This is a genomic window from Oribacterium sp. HCP3S3_B9 (assembly GCF_052064255.1).
GTDB lineage: Bacteria > Bacillota > Clostridia > Lachnospirales > Lachnospiraceae > Oribacterium.
On the sequence record NZ_JBQHVY010000002.1, the window covers coordinates 164,603 to 181,818 of the forward strand.

Sequence of the window (17,216 nt, forward strand, 5' to 3'; positions counted from 1 at the left end):
ATCATTGTTTCAGCGAATCCACTTCTTTGAGAAATGGGTATCAAAGAAGCTGATGAAGGGGCCGAGGCCGAAGGCGCAGATCAGGGTACCGAGGCCGATAAGTCCGCCGAGCAGGAAGGTGATGAGCGCGGTCAGGGCGTCCGTGAAGACGCGGCAGCCGAAGTATGGAAATGGGGTATGGTCGGCGAGACCGATGGCGAGATAATCGTACGGGGCGATGCCGAGGTTCGCGGTCTGGTACATTGAAACACCGACGGAGGTGATCACGACACCGAGAATCACGAAGATCAGCTGTACCGGAAAGGACGACGCCACGCCGAAGATCTGTTCGATGTGCTGATAAAAGAAGGTCACGATGTAGCCGATGGTCACCCAGTTAAAGAAGGTGCCGAGACCGATGTATTTCCGGCCCCAGAGGATCTCGACGATGAAAAAGAGCGTGTTCGCCATCAGATTCATGGTGCCGAGGGAGATCCCGAGGAGCTCCGATGTCCGGAGGTTAAGCGCCGTGATGGAGTCATTGCCCAGCCCGGACTGCTTGAAGAAGGCGATGCCGAGGGAAATCACGACACAGCCGAGGAGCATACCGGCGATGCGGCTTGCACTGATCTTGTTATTCTGCATAGATGTTTCTTCTCCTCTAAAAGTTTATAAAAATTTAATGGGGTCAGACCCCATTAAGTCTGGCGCGGTGGGTCAGTCGCCGATGACGTTTCGGATGGCCACCGGGGTCCGGTAGTTCCAGCGGTAGATGCGGATACCGGAGCGGGTGGAAGCGGCGTTGACCACCTGGCCATTTCCGATGTACATACCGACGTGGTTGATCGTACCACTGCGGTTTGCGTAGAAAATGAGGTCGCCCGGGCGCATATTCGCACTCGTCACCTTCGATCCGCTCCGCGCCTGATCACGGGATACACGTGGGACAGAGATGCCGAAGTTCTTCAGTACCGACTGTGTGAAGCCGGAGCAGTCACAGCCATGGGTGAGCGAGGTGCCGCCCCAGACATAGCGATTACCGACGAACTGACAGGCGAAGTTGACGATCTTGTTTCGGAAGGCCATGGCCGCGTTCGCTGCCTCGACCGCCGGATAGTACTCGATGGCCTCCTGCAGTGCATACTGCACGGTGACGTTGTTGTCTCGCGTCGAGACGAACGCGCCCTGATCTTCACCGTCATCATCACCCGCGTCCAGCTCGAGCTGTACCCAGCCGTCCAGCTGATTCAGCACGTTATAGCGCTGACCGGAGGTGACCGCCGTCCAGGCCTTCGAATCGGTCGAGGCCTCCGAACGGACATTCAGGGACTCCGTGTTTACGATCGCCATGACCTGCGCGTGCTGCACGGCGAGATTCTGCGCCGTATCGCCCGTCGCGATCAGGTCCTTCCGCACATAGCCGGTGACCGGACCGGACTTGATCTTATACCAGCCGTCCTCCTCGCCGAGGATGTTGCAGCCGGCATAGCCCGGGAACTTGCCGACGATGTTCTGGATGCCGTCTTCCTTCGGTGAGGAGCGCACATTGATGTAGTCGCTTGCGAGGGACACACCGAGATGATCGTACATATTGAGCACCTTCGCCTTCAGGTTCAGGGTGCGCGCCTCGTCGAGACCGTAGTCGATCGTCACATACTGAGGATCCGCCGACATATAGCAGGTGTCGATGGTATCGATGTTATCCGGTGCGATCTTGATCCAGCTCTGACCGGCACGCTCGAGCACCTCATACTTCTCCCCCTTCGCCGCAGATCCGACCGTATTGCCGTCCTCGATGACCGGTCCCGAACGCATCCGAAGATGATCGGTGATGACGGTCGCACGCACGCGGATCAGCTCCGGCACCATCGCGACCGCCTCCTCGCCGGTCACGAGGTAGCGCTTCGACATATAGCCATCCATCCCGCCGGACTCGACATGTGCCCAGCCCTCGGCCCCCTCCGGATCCATCTCGAGGATGTTCACGGCCGCACCGTTCGTAAGCTCACCCATGATGTTCGTGAGATCGTTCTGGTTCGGTGCCGAACGGAAATTGATGTAGCTGTCACACTTCACGATGCCGAGCGTCGCATACTGCTGCAGCACCCGTTGCAGCGTATCCGCCTGTATCTGATCGGTGAGACGCTGAATCTGTGATTCCGTCGAAATCGTCTCCGGGACCGCCGTACACTCACTTTCCGAGCTCAGCTGCTGCTCTTCCACGACGGCCTCCTGCTTCCCGCCGCGCACCAGTACGCGGATCAGGAGGCCCATAATCAGGACACAGAAAACGAGCGCCGAAATCAGAAGGATCCTCTGCTTCGCCTCACTTCCCATACCCTGTTTTTTTCTGCTTCTTCCAGGCTTTCCCATAAAAATGCCCCTATCCTATAAACTCAAAATCACGAGCATTATAGCATAGGGGGCCTGTATTTACATTATTTTTTTCAGAAGCGCACGGCACAGCCGCCTGCGTTCCAGTCGCCTGCATTGCCCTGCGCCAATGCTTCCGTCCGTCATATCATCGCGCGAGCATCATACGGTCGTTCGCGAAGGTTCCGCCGGAGGCCTCCTCGAACTTCTGAAGCAGATCCTCGACGGTGAGCTTTTTCTTCTCTTCCCCGGCGACATCATAGATGATCTTTCCGTTATCCATCATGATGAGGCGGTTTCCGATGCGGATCGCGTCGTTCATGTTGTGGGTAACCATGAGGGCCGTCAGATGGTTCTCCCCGACGATTTCCTCGGTGAGAGCCAGGACCTTCGAGGCGGTCTTCGGATCGAGGGCCGCGGTATGCTCGTCAAGCAGGAGCAGATGCGGACGCTTGAGCGTCGCCATCAGCAGGGTCAGGGCCTGGCGCTGACCACCGGACAGGAGTCCGACCTTACTGGTCATACGGCTCTGCAGACCGAGGCCGAGACGCTCGAGCGCATCCTTATAGAACTCACGCTCCTTCTGGGTAACCGCCCAGCGGAGACGTCTGCGCTCTCCTCTTCGGAAGGCGAGCGCCATATTCTCCTCGATCTGCATGTCGGCAGCCGTGCCCTTCATCGGATCCTGGAATACACGTCCGATGTACTTCGCGCGCTTGCACTCCGGCTGCTTCGTGATGTTCTCACCATCGATCTCGATGATGCCGGAATCGACCGGATAGGCACCGGCGATCATATTGAGAAGGGTCGACTTGCCGGCACCGTTACCGCCGATGATGGTCACGAAATCACCATCGTTCAGGGTCAGGTTGATGCCACGCAGTGCCTTCTTTTCATTGACGGTTCCCTTGTTAAAGGTCTTTCGTACGTTCTTGATCACTAACATCGCTTATGCCTCCTTCTGCTCGAGTGCATCCGTCGCTTCCTCATCCTCGGATACACGCTCACGATAGCTCTTCGCTGCACGATACTTCTGCATCGCTACCGGGATACAGAGCGCGAGGGCGACGATAACCGCCGACAGAAGCTTCATGTCGTTCGCCTTCATACCGAGACGGAGCACGACGGCACGGATAACGAAGTAAATGACACAGCCGATGACCGCCGAGCTTAAACGCATTGCGAAATTACGTGCATGGGCGAAAATGACTTCACCGATGACGATGGACGCGAGGCCGATGACGATCGCACCGGTACCCATACCGACATCCGCATACTTCGTGGACTGGCAGACGAGGGCGCCGGACAGGCCGCAGAGGACGTTCGCAATGACGAGGCCGAGCAGCTTCGCATGGTTCGTATCTACGCCGAGGGCCCGGATCATATCCTCGTTGTTACCCGTTGCACGCAGTGCCGCACCGAGTTCGGTACCGAAAAACCAGTAGAGAATGGCGATCAGTGCGATCGCGACGATGAGTCCGACGATCAGCGTCGCCTGCGACTGGGTGATGCCGAGCTTATACACCCAGAAGGTGATGTCGGACGCAATCTTATTCACCGACTGATTCGACTTATCCGACATGATCCGGAGATTGATGGACCAGAGTGAGATCTGGGTCAGGATTCCAGCGAGGATCGCCGGAATACCGAAGAAGGTATGTAAAACACCGGTCACCGCACCTGCCACGCCACCTGCCAGTGAACCGCAGATCAGTGCGAGGGTCGGATCGAGTCCCGCGAGCATCATCGTCGCGCACACACAGCCGCCCAGTGCGAAGGCACCGTCCGTCGTCATATCGGCGATATTTAAAAGCTTAAAGGTGATATAGACGCCGAGCACCATCATCGACCAGATGAGTCCCTGTGAAACCGCGCCCAGCATGGATGCAAGTAAACCGTTCATGAGGTTTCCTCCTGTAATAAAAAATAAGGTTGTATCCTGCGCAAGAAAGCATCCTCCCAAGCGGTCTACACATTCTGTCACATAGACGCTTTAAAGCGCTGATACAACTTTCATAATCATAGGACTTTAGTACTTTAAAGTCAACAAGGAATATAAAAAGGGCGAAGCCTCTGCTCCGCCCTCGGTTCTGAAAAATAAATTTCGTTTTCATCCTCATCCGTGACGCCCCTGCGATGATGCGAAGAACGAAGTCTTTATATTCACCGCCGGCACAGAAGGCTGAAAAGCGACTTACTTCTTGACAGAAGAAACATCGATGCCGAGTGTATCAGCGGTTTCCTGATTGACAGCGATCGTGCACTTATCCGCACTGAGGTAGCCGATCGGGATATCTGCAGGATTTTTGCCATCCTTCAGGATCTCCACAGCCTGCTCACCTGCCATGTAGCCGAGCTGGTAGTAGTCGATGCCATAGGTTGCGAGGCCGCCTTCATTGACCATGTTCTCCTCACCACAGATGATCGGGATCTTATTGTCGGTTGCGACAGAAGCGACGGTCGCCATGCCGGCTGCGATGGTGTTATCGGTCGGTGCGTAGATGACGTCAACCTTACCGATCATAGACTCCACGACGGTCTGGATCTCGTTCGAGCTGGAAACGGTGTAATCCGCATGTGCGAGGCCGGCCTTATCGCAGGCGTCTCTCGCCATCTGTGCCTGAATCTCGGAGTTCGACTCCGCGGTACAGAAAAGGATACCGACGGTCTTCGCATCCGGAAGAAGCTGCTTCAGAAGATCGATCTGCTCCGCTACCGGGGTCAGATCAGAGGTACCGGTGACATTTCCGCCAGGCGCGTCGTTGGAAGCTACGAGGCCGGACTCTGCTGGATCGGTTACCGCGGAAAGAACGATCGGGATGGTGGTCGTCGCCGCGGAAGCGGCCTGTGCTGCCGGCGTCGCGATCGCATAGATAAGGTCATCTCCATCATTTACGAACTTCTCAGCGATGGTCTGGCAGGCAGACTGCTCACCGGACGCGTTCTGCTGATCGATTTCATAGGAAATACCCGAATCATCGAGAGCCTTTACGAAGCCCTCGTTTGCCTTATCGAGCGCCGCATGCTGTACGAGCTGGAGTACGCCGATCTTATAGGTCTTACCGTCGGTCCCCTCGGCTGCCGCTGCGGTCGTCGCATCGGTCTCTGCTGCGGCTGCCGTCGTCTCTGCTGCTGCCACGGTCGTCGCGGTCGGTGTGGAGCTGGAGCCACAGGCACTTAAGGAAGCCACAGCCATCATCGCGGCCATGGAAATCGCTGTAAATCTGTTCATCTTTTTCATAATGCATCTCCTCTTTCTCATCCGCTTTTATCCTTTAAAGTCTTAGAAGCTTTAACACTTTAAAGCAGATTAGTTATGAATGTATTATAGCGCGTATTTTTTCAAATGCAAGGATAAATTATAGAAAAGGCGCAGGCAATCACCTGTGTTTATATCTTCTATAGCTCTGATCGTTTAACCGCCCGGCTCAAAACATAAATAAAAGCCGCAGCATCTGCCACGGCTTTCGTTTTAAACTCACTCCTGATTTCAGAAGTTTTCGTTTCAGAATCTTTATTAGAATGTGACGACATCATCGATCGGACCGGTCCGAACGATCGACTCGAGCTCCAGCACAGGGCCCTCGCCGCTGTACTCCTCCCGCTCTTCCATCGAAACAGTCGCCGTGAGCTTCGCCCAGTCTCTCGTGTTATACGGCGCGATCACGGCCGGATCGCCCTTCGTTACGAAGCCGAGGAAGGTCATATCCTGTGCGCAGCAGGTCATCGCCATACGGCCTGGGATGAACTCGTTCGACGGCATACCGCGGCGCTTCAGAACCATACCGGTGAACGTGATCTTCTTTCCGATATAGCGCTCCGGGTTATCCATGCAGTCGACGAACCAGATGCCGTAGTCCTCCGGCTTCAGGTCAATGCTGTCGGCCGCGAGGTTATATGGCAGATCCTCCGGGAGCATGTCCTGCTGGATCTCGCCATTCTTGTCCTCGAGGATCAGCATTGCCCCCTGTCCCATCGCACGGATCTTACGACGGAAGTCCACCAACTGCTCACTGGAGACATTATCACAGCGGTTCACGATCGCGAGCTCCGCCTCCCGGAGCATCTGTCCGAGGAAGCTGCGCATATTATTGTTATTGATATAGATGCCGAGGGTGGAGCCATCCATGATGGTGATGACCTGGTAAATCACCCAGCTCTCCGGCATCGACAGCGCGTAGTTCGCCGGACGTCCCTGATCCTTCGCGAGCTTCTGCTCGGACATCGGACCATCGTAGAGATCATCCTGGTTCCACATACCGTTCCACTCGATGATGATACGCTCCGGTTTATACTCTGCCTGCAGCTTCGAGAGGTACGCCTCGTTGAAGTCGGTCTCCTTCTCCATGCGAATCGCTACTGTATGGTACTTCAGGAGCTCTGCCTCCTCGTACTCGGACTCACCCTCCTCGCAGAGGAGAAGCAGGGTTGTGCCCTCGGTCTGGAAATAATCCTGGGCCATGGTGTACTTGATGAATTCGGTCTTGCCGGCCTCGAGGAAGCCGTTGATCAGGAATACAGGAATCTGATCATCCTGTAACTCGTAATTATCACTTGTTGCCATAAAAACTCCTATTTATTCGCAGAATGCGTGCTTCAGTGCTTCTTCATCGAGATGAGCGCCGATCACGACGACCTTACCGGTGAACTCCGGAGAGCCCTCCCGTACATCGGTCTGACCCGGTACGAGGTCGAAGTACATCCAGTGACCACGGTTCTCCGCATCCTCGAGCATACCCTTGCAGCGGATGACGGTGCCGAAGGTCTCACCCTCGGCCATCTCGTGAAGGATGGACTCGAGCTTCGACTTACTGAACGGATGCGGGGTTTCCATGCCCCAGTTCGTGAATACTTCGTCCGCGTCATGGTCATGGCAGCAGCAGTGGCCGTGCTCGTCATGCTCGTGGTGATGGTGCTCGTGCTCCTCGTGATCATGGTCCTCATCCTCGTGATCGTGGTGGCAGCAGCAGTGCTCGTCCTCATCATGATCGTGGTGATGGTGATCGTGCTCCTCATGATCATGGTCCTCATCGTCATGGCCGTGGTGGCAGCAGTGCTCGTCCTCGTCATGCTCATGCTCGTGATCGTGATCATGGTGATGGTGATGATGGTGATGGTGATCGTGATGATGGTGGATGGTGATGCCATTATCGAGGGTCTCGATCACATCGTGATCATCGTCGTCCTCTTCCTCACCCTCATGTGCATGGACTCTCTCCATGACTTCCTTCATCATGGACTCCTCGAGATCATCCTTACCGGAGATGATACGGATGAGCTGCTCACCGCTGAGCTGTGCCTCCGGGGTCGTCACGACCTGTGCCTTCGGATTGATCTCCTTCACGATCTTCACCGCAGTATCGACCTTCTCCTCGGCTGCAATATCGGTTCTCGACAGCACGACGGTACCTGCATAGAGAATCTGGTTGTTAAAGAACTCGCCGAAGTTCTTCGAGTAGAGCTTCGCCTTCTGTGCATCCACGATGGTCACCGCCGCATCCAGCTCGACGTCGAGGTTAGCGGAAACCGCCTTCACCGCACCGATGATGTCCGACAGCTTGCCGACACCAGACGGCTCGATGATGATACGATCCGGCTTATATGTCTCCACAACCTCCTGCAGAGACTTCTCAAAATTACCAACCAGTGAGCAGCAGATGCAGCCCTGGTTCATCTCACGGATCTCGATGCCGGCATCCTTCAGGAAACCGCCGTCGATGCCGATCTCACCAAACTCGTTCTCGATCAGCACAACCTTCTCCGTCTTTAAGGCCTCATCCAGCAGGCGCTGAATGAAGGTGGTCTTTCCGGCTCCGAGGAAACCGGATACGATATCTATACGTGTCATATGATTACTCCTTCCAGTCATCATGTCATTTATCAGGACAATGCAAACGACCGTACGGTACATACCCGGCCCATAAGCTCCGGTAGCATAATAAAATCGTACCTCACGGTTTATTAGCACTCTCTTTATAACACTGCTAAGTATAGTCAGTGCATTTCCGCTTGTCAATCAAGCAGCTCCGCAATCCGAAGAGTTTTGAAAAGATTTAAGAGTTGAGGCCGCCTGCATTGGCCTCTCCTTCGGATGCGGAAGCGATCGTACAGTGGAAGAAAGGGCTCACTCAGAAAGGTAGTCGATCGCCTTCCGAAGGTCTGCGGCCTGCTCGATACAGATCGCTGCGCCACTCTCCTCGAGCTCCTCCTGCGTCCGGAAGCCGTAGATGCAGCCGATGGACGGGATGCCTGCGCGCTTCGCCGTTTCCATATCCGTGTTCGTGTCGCCGACATAGAGGCAGTCCGCTGCAGTCTTTCCGATGTGCGCGAGGGCATCATCGACGACGCCGGTGTCCGGCTTCAGCGGATGGGTGCCGTCATCGCCCGAGATATAATCGAAGTAGCCGGCGCCATAGGCAGTATCGAGGACCTTGATGGCTTCATGCAGCGACTTGTTCGTGATACAGGCGAGCTTCCAGCCCTCCGCCTTCAGTTCATCGAGACAGGCCTTCAGCCCCGGATACGGCTCCGCCTTGTAGGTGCAGTTCTCCTGGAAGAAATCCATGTACAGGTTCCAGGCGTCATCGAAAAGCTCCATCACCTCATCCGCCTTCTGGTCGAGATCGATCGCCCGGTCCTCGTCCTTCTCCTCCCACTTCTCCGCTTCTCTATAGTAACGGTCCGCCGTGGCCGCCAGGGCGCGCTCGACGAACTTCTCACCGCCGTTTCCGACGAACTTCTTCGTCTGCTCGAGCGTGATGCGGTCGAGGCCCAGCTCATCCATGGTTTTATTCATGGTGTCCTGGAGACTGTAGAGCGTGTTCACGAGCGTTCCATCGAGATCCATTAATAGTGCACTGTATTTCTGAGACATAGCAACCTCCTGTGTTTAAAACATGGAAATTATAGCACGAAAGGCGGCACTGCAGTATTAAATTCGTATAAACTGAGTGTTTACGAAAGGGGAGCCGTTACTGTTCACACGTGTACTGATCAAGCAGGGAACCGGAGGGCCTTCGTTTTTTATCTGCAGTTCAAGCGAAACCATGCTAGAATAACGGAATACGAAATCAGAAAATGGAGTTCATCTAAATATGAAGTTTTATTATGCAGTGCAGAAGGGGCGTCATCCGGGTGTTTATGAGAACTGGAGTGATTGCCAGAGAGAGGTGACCGGTGCAGCCGGTGCGGTCTTTAAGAAGTTTAAAACCCGGGCGGAGGCAGAGGCATTTGTGAAGGCAGATGGCTATGATCTGCAATTGCCGTTTGATGTGCCGGAAGTTTCGGATTCGTCGTCTGTTTCCGCTTCTGTCGCTTCCAGAAGTATGAAACCTCAACGTTCTACCGAATCTGCGAAAACGTCCATTTCCAGACGAAGCGCGATCCCATCGTCTGCAGGCGGTGCGAAGGCCTCTTCCAGCCGAACGGCCATCGCTCCGAAGGGCCCGCTCTTCCATTCCGTCTCGGATGTGACGCGGGAGGATGTGATGCAGGAGCTTTCAGCGGTCGAGACCGAGGCGCTCGCGTACGTTGATGGCAGCTTCAATCTCTCGACGGGTGTCTATGGTTATGGCGGGGTGCTGCTGTGTCGGGACGGAAGCATTCGCCCGCTTCAGGGGCACGGACGGGACGAGACCTTACGTACGATGCGGAACGTCGCGGGCGAGATTCATGGCTCGATGGCGGCGATACAGGCGGCAGCCGATGCCGGCATCGTGAGCATCACGATCTTCTATGATTATATGGGCATCGAGATGTGGGCGAACGGCCAGTGGAAAACGAACAAGGAAGGCACACGTGCATACAAGGCCTTCATCGAGGCGATCCGACCACGCATCGAGATCCGTTTCCAGAAGGTTGCGGCACACACCGGCGTCCGCTTCAACGAGCTCGTCGACCAGCTCGCGAAGGCCTCCGTCGGCATCGCCTGACGTCAGTTTATGGGGTCTGACCCCATAAACTTCTGTTTAGATTCTGTTTATAAAAATTTAATGGGGTCAGACCCCCTTACGAAATTCTTAAGCTTATCTGCACTGAAAAAGCTGTCGTCCCACTCCGAAATCCCGGGGCAGAACGGCAGCTTTTTGCTGACGACGTTTTTTCTTCTGATATTATGTATGAATCAGCTCACGCGTAGGCCTGCTTACTTTCGTGACTGCGCTCCGCCACCTCCGTGCCACGCTCGCGAAGCTTCTGCCGATGTACATCGACGAGGATCCGGATCGTGAGGTAGACGATCGGTCCGAGATAGATGAGGAGCACCCAGAGGCTCGTCGCGTTCATCGCCTCGACTCCCTGCTGCATGCTGCCGATCCCATAAATACCGGACATCATGAGGGAAGTGAAATCATAAAAGGCGTGCAGGAAAATCATCGCGAGAACGTTCCGCGCACGAGCATAGATGAGACTCAGATAGATGCCAATGACTACATTCTGCACCATCTGGAAAACGACGGCCATCGGATCCGCTGCCCAGCTCATGTTGATGACATGGGCGAGGCCGAAAAGAAGACCGGTCAGATAGGCTGCCTGCAGCCGACCGTGCGCAATCGGCCGGAAGCTGCGGATCAGTGTTTCCTCGATGATGCCCCGGAAGACCGTCTCCTCCAGGAGCCCCACCAGGAAGATAAAGGCGAGGAAAATCAGTATCTGTGTCCATGGCAGGGCGTCATTCTCGATCATCAGGATACGCTCATACTGAAGAAGAAGCGCATCCAGCAGAAGGACGAAACCACCCGCCTTCAGCGTATCCATGAAATTATCCTGCTCCCACGGAATCTCCTGCAGCATACCGAAGCCCGCCAGTACGAGCATGGTGAGAATCAGCGCCGACTCTTCACGAAGAAGCAGTCCGCCATAGCCCGGGATCTCGATTCCCTGTGTAACATGTGCCGTGAAATATAAAATCAGAAGAAAGGAAAGCGCCGTCATGATGGCGTACATGATCGGGTGACGATGCATGAACGCTCTACGCGTTTCCTTCATATAGAACCTCTTTTCAATGTTTACATCATCATGCCTGCCCCACTCGACGGACATGCAGTGCATGATCGTATCGACCGAACCCCTATACATAGACTGGATAAGCCTGTATGTATCGATCATCGTCCGGTACTTTATCGCACGAAATTGAAAAGAGTATTTAATTCAGAAGTCGAACCGAATCCAGAACCGTCAGGATGGACAGCGGTGAACGTGAAGCCCCGTGCTCGAGAAATTCATGACATCGAAAAGCATTCACAGCTTTAAGCGCAAAATCACGACGAAGCAGCGCATCACTACCCTCATCGAAGCGCTGGGCCATACGCGTTCTGCTGCCGCTTTTCTCGATCGTCACATTCAGAAAGTGACGAAGCTCCGCCATATCCGAAAGCTTCCCCTCCTCGATCCGCGCCGTCAGTGAATCCTCCGCAGAAATCTGATACGTAGCCACACTGCTTTCCCCGTTCACACGAAGTGCAGAGATATTACGAAAAGGCGTGATCAGTAAAAGACAGAGCACAGCCAGCAGCATCCATACCGCACTCAGCTTCTGCATTCTCCTCGTCGCCATCACTCTGCCCTCCTTTCTAAACCGCTTTACTGCCATTCCATTATAGCATCGAGTCCTGCCAGAATTCAAATATGAAAAGAGCCTGCTGAAAGCAGGCTCTCAAAATCAGAATCAAAGCAGGATGATGTTATGCTCACGGCAGGTATCGATCATCTCCTGCGGCCAGATGCTGGCCTGTACCTCACCGACGTGCGCACGATTCAGCAGAAGCATGCAGAGACGCGACTGACCGATACCACCACCGATGGTGTACGGAAGCTCACCCTCGAGCAGCATCTTATGGTATGGAAGATTTGCACGCTCCTCACAGCCGGCCTTCTTCAGCTGCGCACGCAGCGACATCTCGTCGACACGAATACCCATGGAGCTGATCTCCAGTGCACAGTCGAGCGTCGGATACCAGAACAGGATGTCGCCGTTCAGTGCCCAGTCATCATAGTCCGGTGCACGACCATCGTGCGGCTCCCCGTTTGACAGCTTATCACCGATGCGACTGATGAACACACAGCCATGCTCCTTACAGATTGCGTTCTCGCGCTCCTTCGGCGTCTTATCCGGGTACATCTGAAGCAGTGTCTCGGAATCGATGAAGTAAATATCATCCGGCAGCTTGTTGACCGCATTCGGATACTTGTACCATACCTCATGCTCCATGTGCTTGATGATACGGAAGATCATACGTACCGTACCCTCGAGGGTCGTGGTGTTCCGGTCCTCCTTGTTGATGACCATCTCCCAGTCCCACTGATCGACATAGCAACTGTGCAGATTATCGAGCTCCTCATCGCGACGAATCGCGTTCATGTTGGTATAGAGACCCTCGCCCGGCTTGAAGCCGTACTTCTTCAGTGCCATTCTCTTCCACTTCGCCAGCGAATGCACGACCTCGATCGTCTCATCCGGCCACCATGGAACATCGAAGCTGACCGGACGCTCATAACCGTTCAGATCATCATTGAGACCCGAGCTCTTCGGCACGAAAAGCGGCGCAGAGATACGGCTGAGATTCATCTCCCGACCGAACTCCTTCTGAAATGTATCTCTGATATACTTGATTGCCTCCTGTGTCTCACGCACAGAAAGACGCGGATCATAATCCTTTGGAATGATCAGTCCCATACTTACCCCCTAAATCTGGACATACTGCCAGTGATGCTGACACCGCCCAGTTCATTTCAATAATTAAAAAATGTAGCACGCACGACCTGTATATGCAAGTTCTTTTCGTGACACCTGAAACGTTGCTGTATCGTTCAGGCAGAGGGCCTAGTGCCGCTTAGGGTCCCCGGCTTAGATTGAACCAGTCTCGGAGTACTGTGCCTCCGTCGCCGCCCCTCCGGGGCCTCGCTTTTACGCTTTCATCTCCCGGTCGATCCAGCACATCAGCACCGAAACGATGTAGCGCTGCTCGTCCTCACGGAGCGCCCGATGCGGCGGGATGTGATGCCACTTACTGAGGCAGCCGCGACAGCAACAACCGGTGGCATGCTGCGCGATGAAGACCGGGTGCCCCCGCCACGGGGTCTGCTTCCCATCGTTACGCGGTTCTGCCGGTGCCAGACGCTCCCGGATGAAATCCCGCGCATGCTCCTCGATCTTCGCACGCCCCTGCTTCTCGAAGTAGGCGCGCTCCTGCGCCCGAAGATGGAAGCCGGACCGGAATTTACTCTGTGCGAGGCGCTCGAAGAGGCGCGCCATCGCCTGGTCAGGGATGACCTCCATCCTCGGTGAGTCGCAGCGACTCCTGAAGAAACTGCACCTGGGCACCGGATTTCCGCGCCCGCTCACTCTCCTCGAGCTGCCGATGATCCTCGGCACTGGCCCCCTGATAATCATCATCGTCATCCGAGACCTCGATCGTATAGTGCAGATTTTTCACACTCGGATGCTCCGGCGAGCCGAAAAACGTCGGGTCCTCGTCCTCCGGATGCGCATTTTCCTGCGCCGTATCCTCCCCATCCTCGAAAGGATTGAAGCTCACCGGCGCAAAGCCATCCGCATCCGGCAGCGCAACTGCGACACCGGGCATCGATCTTCCACGATCCTGACCACCCGACATCTGATCAAACATCGACGGTGCATGGCCCATTGCTTCCCATCCACCGGTCTGTACGGACCTTCTGCCTGCGTAGCTTCGCTGCGGCTTACGCGTCTCCACGGACGTCGTGTCGATCTTCGCCGCCTTCCCTGCATCCTCTGATAAGTCCTGGGCCAATGCCGGCACCGGTGCGTTCATCGCGAGGCAGATCGGGAAATACTCCAGCTCCGCCTTCGCCGCCTGCGAGGCCTGCAGCTTCGCCGGAATGTGGAACATCCGCCCCTTCATCTGAAAGTTCGCGCCGGTGCCCGCAAAGTGAAACGGCACATCTGCCGCGATGCACTGCTTCCGAAGACCCTGCACGTAAGCAAAATCCAGTACGGCACCATCCTCCGCGGGATCACCCGCCACCTGCACCGCCATGATCAGACCGGTCGACAGCATTGGCCTGAGATCGACCGCCTCCGACAGCCGCTCCGCGTAGAGCAGCACGGAGCGCGGTGCGAGCGTGCTCCGGTCGATCGTCTGCCAATGCTGATCTGCCGACGCCTGTGTTGAGATTTCAATCGATGGCTGCCGTTCCGGCTCGTAATCCTTCATATGTACATCCTCTCATCGCTGATGCGTATCGCGTGCCGTCCGCGCGGGCGAAAACATCTCCGCTCGCTGCCCGCTTCTGTCAACCATGTCCGCCGCCGGGCCACTTCTATCGATCCTGTCCAGCGCGGCTGCTGGTCTTACCTGCCCTCTGCGATCTTCTTCCGTGTTTCCTCATCGATCACAGCGCGAAGCTTCTGAAGCTTCCTCGAAAACTTCATATTCTCCGCGCCGTACGTGAGCTGCAGCTCGCGCTCGAGCGGGAGCCAGGTGCTGAGCTTCGCCTCATCGTGCTGCACCACCGCCTCGATCTTATCGAAGGCTTTGTAGATGCGCGCCTCGGTCGTCTCAAGCGCCTCCATCTCCTCCCAGAGCGCCGGAAGCTCCGTGTCAAACGGCGCCGGCATCGAGCGGAACCAGTCAAGCAGGATGTCCGACTCCTTCACCGAATCCGCATCCGTCTTGTAAAACGACGGGATATCGCCGGTGAAGGCTTCCCCGAGGTCATGGATGATGCACATCCGAAGCACCTTATCGATGTCGACCTCCGGAAACTCCTTCTTCAGCTCGTAGCTGTACATGAGCACCATGAACGCAAGCCGCCAGCTGTGCTCTGCCACCGACTCATGCCGGTCCTGCGAGGTCCAGCTGTGCCGTGCATTATTTTTCAGCATCTCCGCCCGATGCATAATATCCAGAAATTCGAATTCCGTCATATCTCTCCCTCATCTTCCCGACGGTCCAAACGCAGCTCAGGCGATTTCCCTCCGCAGGCTCGATTCCCAGCGCTCGTACTCGTCAGGCCAATGCTTCCGCCCCGTTTTCAGATGACCTCACTTCACTTCATCGGAAGCGCAGGAAAACGCCGTCCATGGAAACTCCGCCGGTGGCGCTGCCGTGAAGGAACACTCCTTCTTCTCCTTCGCATCATAAAACGAAAGCTGACGGCAGAACAGCGCGAGATGCGGACTCCGCACCCGCGAGCCATACTTCCCGTCTCCGACGAGCGGCAGCTTCCGCGCCGCAAACTGACAGCGGATCTGATGGAATCGTCCCGTCTGAAGCTCCACCTCGACGAGCGTGAGCGGTGCCTGTGTCTCCAGTACCCTGTATGTAAGCGAAGCCTCCTTCACGCCGGCGCGCTTCCGCTTCACCGGAAACATTTTCTTCTTCATCTTATCCTGATAAAGAAGGTCCTGCATCTCCCCACTCACCGGCGCCGGCACCCCCGGGACGACACAGAGGTAGGTCTTCCGAAGACGGTTCTCCGTCAGCTGGCGGCTGAGCTCGCCCGCCGTCTGACGATCCCGTGCCAGCACGAGCAGTCCAGACGCCGCTTTATCAAGCCGGTGCACGACATAATAATCCGTCGCCCGATCGCCGTTCTGCTCCGCGAGCATCTCCGGCAGATCATGCTCCGAATCCTCACCGGCCGCCTTGCAGACGACCACATACTCCGCTGTCTGATGAATGATCTTCATGTTCTCGTCTTCTTTTCCTTATCCCGCTCATCCGCGAACTTCTCGAGGCTCGTGATATGGTTGCAGTACTCGGACGCCGCGCAGGACGCGCAGCCCTTGTAGCCGGAGCAGCCATCCTTCCCGAGATCCTCCTTCTTCATCGCATGACGGAAGATATAGACCGTCAGCGCCGCGATCCCCACGATCAGTAAAATTGCAATCGGTAAATTCATAATAACACCTCTACTTCAGCATGATAAATACACCATTATTCCCCCGGAGCCCATGCGTATAGCGATGACTGAACAGCAACGCAGGATTACAGTTTGTACAGATATCCGTCACACTGATCTGTGCTGCCGGGACGCCCGCTTCCTCGAGCACGATGCGGTTCGCCGCCCAGAGATCGAGATGAAACTTCTGCTCGCCGGCTGCATTGAGCCCATCGTCACGCAGAATCTCCGCAGCATGTCCCGGAAAGGCCGTTCTGAATTGCTCCGCCACATCCTCCGAGACCTCATAGCAGTCCCGGCAGATGCTCGGCCCGATGGCACAGATGAGATCCGAAGGCACCGACCCGTAGGTCGCCTGCATTGCCCGAATGGTAACCTCGCCCATACGCTTAACCGTGCCGCGCCAGCCGGAGTGACTCGCGCCGATCACGTGGTGCACCGGATCGACGAACAGCAACGGCACACAGTCCGCCGCGAAGATCCCGAGGGCGAGCCCCGGCACATCCGTGATCAGACCATCGACGTCATCGTACGGACGCTCCCGCACGACGCCGTAGCCCGCATCCGCCGCGGTGACGACCCGGACGTTCGTCGTATGCGTCTGCTTCGTGAGCACCATGTGTGCCTCATCAGTCCCCAGCACCGACGCCATCCGGTGAAAGTTCTCGCGCACCCGCGCATCCTCATCGCCATGCCCGAAGCGCAGATTCATCGAGCTAAAGATGCCCTGGCTCGTCCCGCCGATTCGTGTGGAAAACGCATGCTCGACGATCCCCGTCGCCCGGATCGCCGGAATCTGCATATAGAGGAGCGCACTCCCATCCGGGTTTTCCGTTTTTATGATATCCATGACGGGCGCTGCGCCCGTCCGCCTGATCTTCAACATAGAGCATACTTTAGCATAAATGCGCGGGTTGGGGTACAGTTAACATTCCACAGGTCAGATACATATTTTTGAGAAAATTACAAAGTGATCGCGTGAC

General features: G+C 55.8%; 18 protein-coding genes. 1 reads left to right on the forward strand and 17 read right to left on the reverse strand.

The annotated features are described in order from the left end of the window. Positions 1-9 precede the first annotated feature (9 nt). The 8 genes from ACTNC3_RS02085 to ACTNC3_RS02120 form a co-directional block, all read right to left on the reverse strand. Positions 10-624 carry a YczE/YyaS/YitT family protein gene (locus ACTNC3_RS02085; protein ID WP_410043051.1) on the reverse strand — a complete coding sequence of 205 codons (615 nt, stop codon included), beginning with the start codon at positions 622-624 and terminating at the stop codon, positions 10-12. A gap of 72 nt (positions 625-696) precedes the next feature. Then, entirely contained in the window at positions 697-2,352 is a 1,656-nt protein-coding gene (locus ACTNC3_RS02090; RefSeq protein WP_441226301.1) for a C40 family peptidase, read from the reverse strand. A 148-nt stretch (positions 2,353-2,500) separates the two neighbouring features. Next, positions 2,501-3,298: an ABC transporter ATP-binding protein gene (locus ACTNC3_RS02095; RefSeq protein ID WP_410043053.1), complete on the reverse strand. Its 798-nt coding sequence runs from the start codon at positions 3,296-3,298 to the stop codon at positions 2,501-2,503. A gap of 3 nt (positions 3,299-3,301) precedes the next feature. After that, positions 3,302-4,255: an ABC transporter permease gene (locus ACTNC3_RS02100; protein WP_441226302.1), complete on the reverse strand. Its 954-nt coding sequence runs from the start codon at positions 4,253-4,255 to the stop codon at positions 3,302-3,304. Between the two features lie 291 nt (positions 4,256-4,546). Further along, positions 4,547-5,593 carry an ABC transporter substrate binding protein gene (locus ACTNC3_RS02105; RefSeq protein WP_441226303.1) on the reverse strand — a complete coding sequence of 349 codons (1,047 nt, stop codon included), beginning with the start codon at positions 5,591-5,593 and terminating at the stop codon, positions 4,547-4,549. 276 nt (positions 5,594-5,869) lie between these two features. Further along, positions 5,870-6,916, reverse strand: a complete 1,047-nt coding sequence (locus tag ACTNC3_RS02110) for a TIGR03943 family putative permease subunit (RefSeq protein WP_441226304.1) — start codon at positions 6,914-6,916, stop codon at positions 5,870-5,872. A 12-nt stretch (positions 6,917-6,928) separates the two neighbouring features. Beyond that, positions 6,929-8,200: a GTP-binding protein gene (locus ACTNC3_RS02115; protein WP_441226305.1), complete on the reverse strand. Its 1,272-nt coding sequence runs from the start codon at positions 8,198-8,200 to the stop codon at positions 6,929-6,931. A gap of 276 nt (positions 8,201-8,476) precedes the next feature. Next, positions 8,477-9,226, reverse strand: a complete 750-nt coding sequence (locus ACTNC3_RS02120; protein WP_441226306.1) for an HAD family hydrolase — start codon at positions 9,224-9,226, stop codon at positions 8,477-8,479. Positions 9,227-9,446: 220 nt separating this feature from the next. Between ACTNC3_RS02120 and ACTNC3_RS02125 the strand changes: the two genes are divergently transcribed. Then, positions 9,447-10,283: a ribonuclease H family protein gene (locus ACTNC3_RS02125; RefSeq protein WP_441226307.1), complete on the forward strand. Its 837-nt coding sequence runs from the start codon at positions 9,447-9,449 to the stop codon at positions 10,281-10,283. A gap of 196 nt (positions 10,284-10,479) precedes the next feature. On the opposite strand, the gene ACTNC3_RS02130 is transcribed toward ACTNC3_RS02125, so the two are convergent. From ACTNC3_RS02130 to pgeF, 9 genes are all read right to left on the reverse strand, one after another. After that, positions 10,480-11,337, reverse strand: a complete 858-nt coding sequence (locus ACTNC3_RS02130) for a lysostaphin resistance A-like protein (protein WP_441226308.1) — start codon at positions 11,335-11,337, stop codon at positions 10,480-10,482. 157 nt (positions 11,338-11,494) lie between these two features. Beyond that, positions 11,495-11,905 (reverse strand): hypothetical protein, encoded by a 411-nt coding sequence (locus ACTNC3_RS02135; RefSeq protein WP_441226309.1) that lies wholly within the window; start codon positions 11,903-11,905, stop codon positions 11,495-11,497. A gap of 111 nt (positions 11,906-12,016) precedes the next feature. Further along, complete coding sequence (gene asnA / locus ACTNC3_RS02140) at positions 12,017-13,024, reverse strand: aspartate--ammonia ligase (protein WP_441226310.1); 1,008 nt, start codon at positions 13,022-13,024, stop codon at positions 12,017-12,019. Positions 13,025-13,255: 231 nt separating this feature from the next. Continuing rightward, positions 13,256-13,627: a DUF4186 domain-containing protein gene (locus tag ACTNC3_RS02145; RefSeq protein WP_410043063.1), complete on the reverse strand. Its 372-nt coding sequence runs from the start codon at positions 13,625-13,627 to the stop codon at positions 13,256-13,258. Beyond that, entirely contained in the window at positions 13,611-14,543 is a 933-nt protein-coding gene (locus tag ACTNC3_RS02150; RefSeq protein ID WP_441226311.1) for a hypothetical protein, read from the reverse strand. Before ACTNC3_RS02150 ends, ACTNC3_RS02145 begins: the two co-directional genes overlap by 17 nt. Before the next feature lie 137 nt (positions 14,544-14,680). Then, entirely contained in the window at positions 14,681-15,256 is a 576-nt protein-coding gene (locus ACTNC3_RS02155; RefSeq protein ID WP_441226312.1) for an HD domain-containing protein, read from the reverse strand. 117 nt (positions 15,257-15,373) lie between these two features. Further along, on the reverse strand, positions 15,374-16,021 hold the full coding sequence (locus tag ACTNC3_RS02160; RefSeq protein ID WP_441226313.1) for an RluA family pseudouridine synthase: 648 nt from the start codon (positions 16,019-16,021) through the stop codon (positions 15,374-15,376). Next, positions 16,018-16,233, reverse strand: coding sequence for a hypothetical protein (locus ACTNC3_RS02165; protein WP_441226314.1), 216 nt, complete (start codon positions 16,231-16,233; stop codon positions 16,018-16,020). The genes ACTNC3_RS02160 and ACTNC3_RS02165 overlap by 4 nt, the downstream gene beginning before the upstream one ends. 10 nt (positions 16,234-16,243) lie before the next feature. Beyond that, entirely contained in the window at positions 16,244-17,119 is an 876-nt protein-coding gene (pgeF, locus tag ACTNC3_RS02170; RefSeq protein ID WP_441226315.1) for a peptidoglycan editing factor PgeF, read from the reverse strand. Between the last annotated feature and the right edge of the window lie 97 nt (positions 17,120-17,216).

Excerpts from the sequence above, each read along its gene's own strand:
- ACTNC3_RS02165 (WP_441226314.1), bottom strand. The coding sequence starts at position 16,233 with ATGAATTTACCGATTGCAATTTTACTGATCGTGGGGATCGCGGCGCTG.
- ACTNC3_RS02095 (WP_410043053.1), bottom strand. The coding sequence starts at position 3,298 with ATGTTAGTGATCAAGAACGTACGAAAGACCTTTAACAAGGGAACCGTC.
- ACTNC3_RS02105 (WP_441226303.1), bottom strand. The coding sequence starts at position 5,593 with ATGAAAAAGATGAACAGATTTACAGCGATTTCCATGGCCGCGATGATG.
- ACTNC3_RS02110 (WP_441226304.1), bottom strand. The coding sequence starts at position 6,916 with ATGGCAACAAGTGATAATTACGAGTTACAGGATGATCAGATTCCTGTA.
- ACTNC3_RS02115 (WP_441226305.1), bottom strand. The coding sequence starts at position 8,200 with ATGACACGTATAGATATCGTATCCGGTTTCCTCGGAGCCGGAAAGACC.
- ACTNC3_RS02090 (WP_441226301.1), bottom strand. The coding sequence starts at position 2,352 with ATGGGAAAGCCTGGAAGAAGCAGAAAAAAACAGGGTATGGGAAGTGAG.
- ACTNC3_RS02135 (WP_441226309.1), bottom strand. The coding sequence starts at position 11,905 with ATGGCGACGAGGAGAATGCAGAAGCTGAGTGCGGTATGGATGCTGCTG.
- ACTNC3_RS02155 (WP_441226312.1), bottom strand. The coding sequence starts at position 15,256 with ATGACGGAATTCGAATTTCTGGATATTATGCATCGGGCGGAGATGCTG.
- ACTNC3_RS02100 (WP_441226302.1), bottom strand. The coding sequence starts at position 4,255 with ATGAACGGTTTACTTGCATCCATGCTGGGCGCGGTTTCACAGGGACTC.
- ACTNC3_RS02085 (WP_410043051.1), bottom strand. The coding sequence starts at position 624 with ATGCAGAATAACAAGATCAGTGCAAGCCGCATCGCCGGTATGCTCCTC.
- ACTNC3_RS02150 (WP_441226311.1), bottom strand. The coding sequence starts at position 14,543 with ATGAAGGATTACGAGCCGGAACGGCAGCCATCGATTGAAATCTCAACA.
- ACTNC3_RS02120 (WP_441226306.1), bottom strand. The coding sequence starts at position 9,226 with ATGTCTCAGAAATACAGTGCACTATTAATGGATCTCGATGGAACGCTC.
- ACTNC3_RS02160 (WP_441226313.1), bottom strand. The coding sequence starts at position 16,021 with ATGAAGATCATTCATCAGACAGCGGAGTATGTGGTCGTCTGCAAGGCG.
- asnA (WP_441226310.1), bottom strand. The coding sequence starts at position 13,024 with ATGGGACTGATCATTCCAAAGGATTATGATCCGCGTCTTTCTGTGCGT.
- ACTNC3_RS02125 (WP_441226307.1), top strand. The coding sequence starts at position 9,447 with ATGAAGTTTTATTATGCAGTGCAGAAGGGGCGTCATCCGGGTGTTTAT.
- pgeF (WP_441226315.1), bottom strand. The coding sequence starts at position 17,119 with ATGTTGAAGATCAGGCGGACGGGCGCAGCGCCCGTCATGGATATCATA.
- ACTNC3_RS02130 (WP_441226308.1), bottom strand. The coding sequence starts at position 11,337 with ATGAAGGAAACGCGTAGAGCGTTCATGCATCGTCACCCGATCATGTAC.
- ACTNC3_RS02145 (WP_410043063.1), bottom strand. The coding sequence starts at position 13,627 with ATGGAGGTCATCCCTGACCAGGCGATGGCGCGCCTCTTCGAGCGCCTC.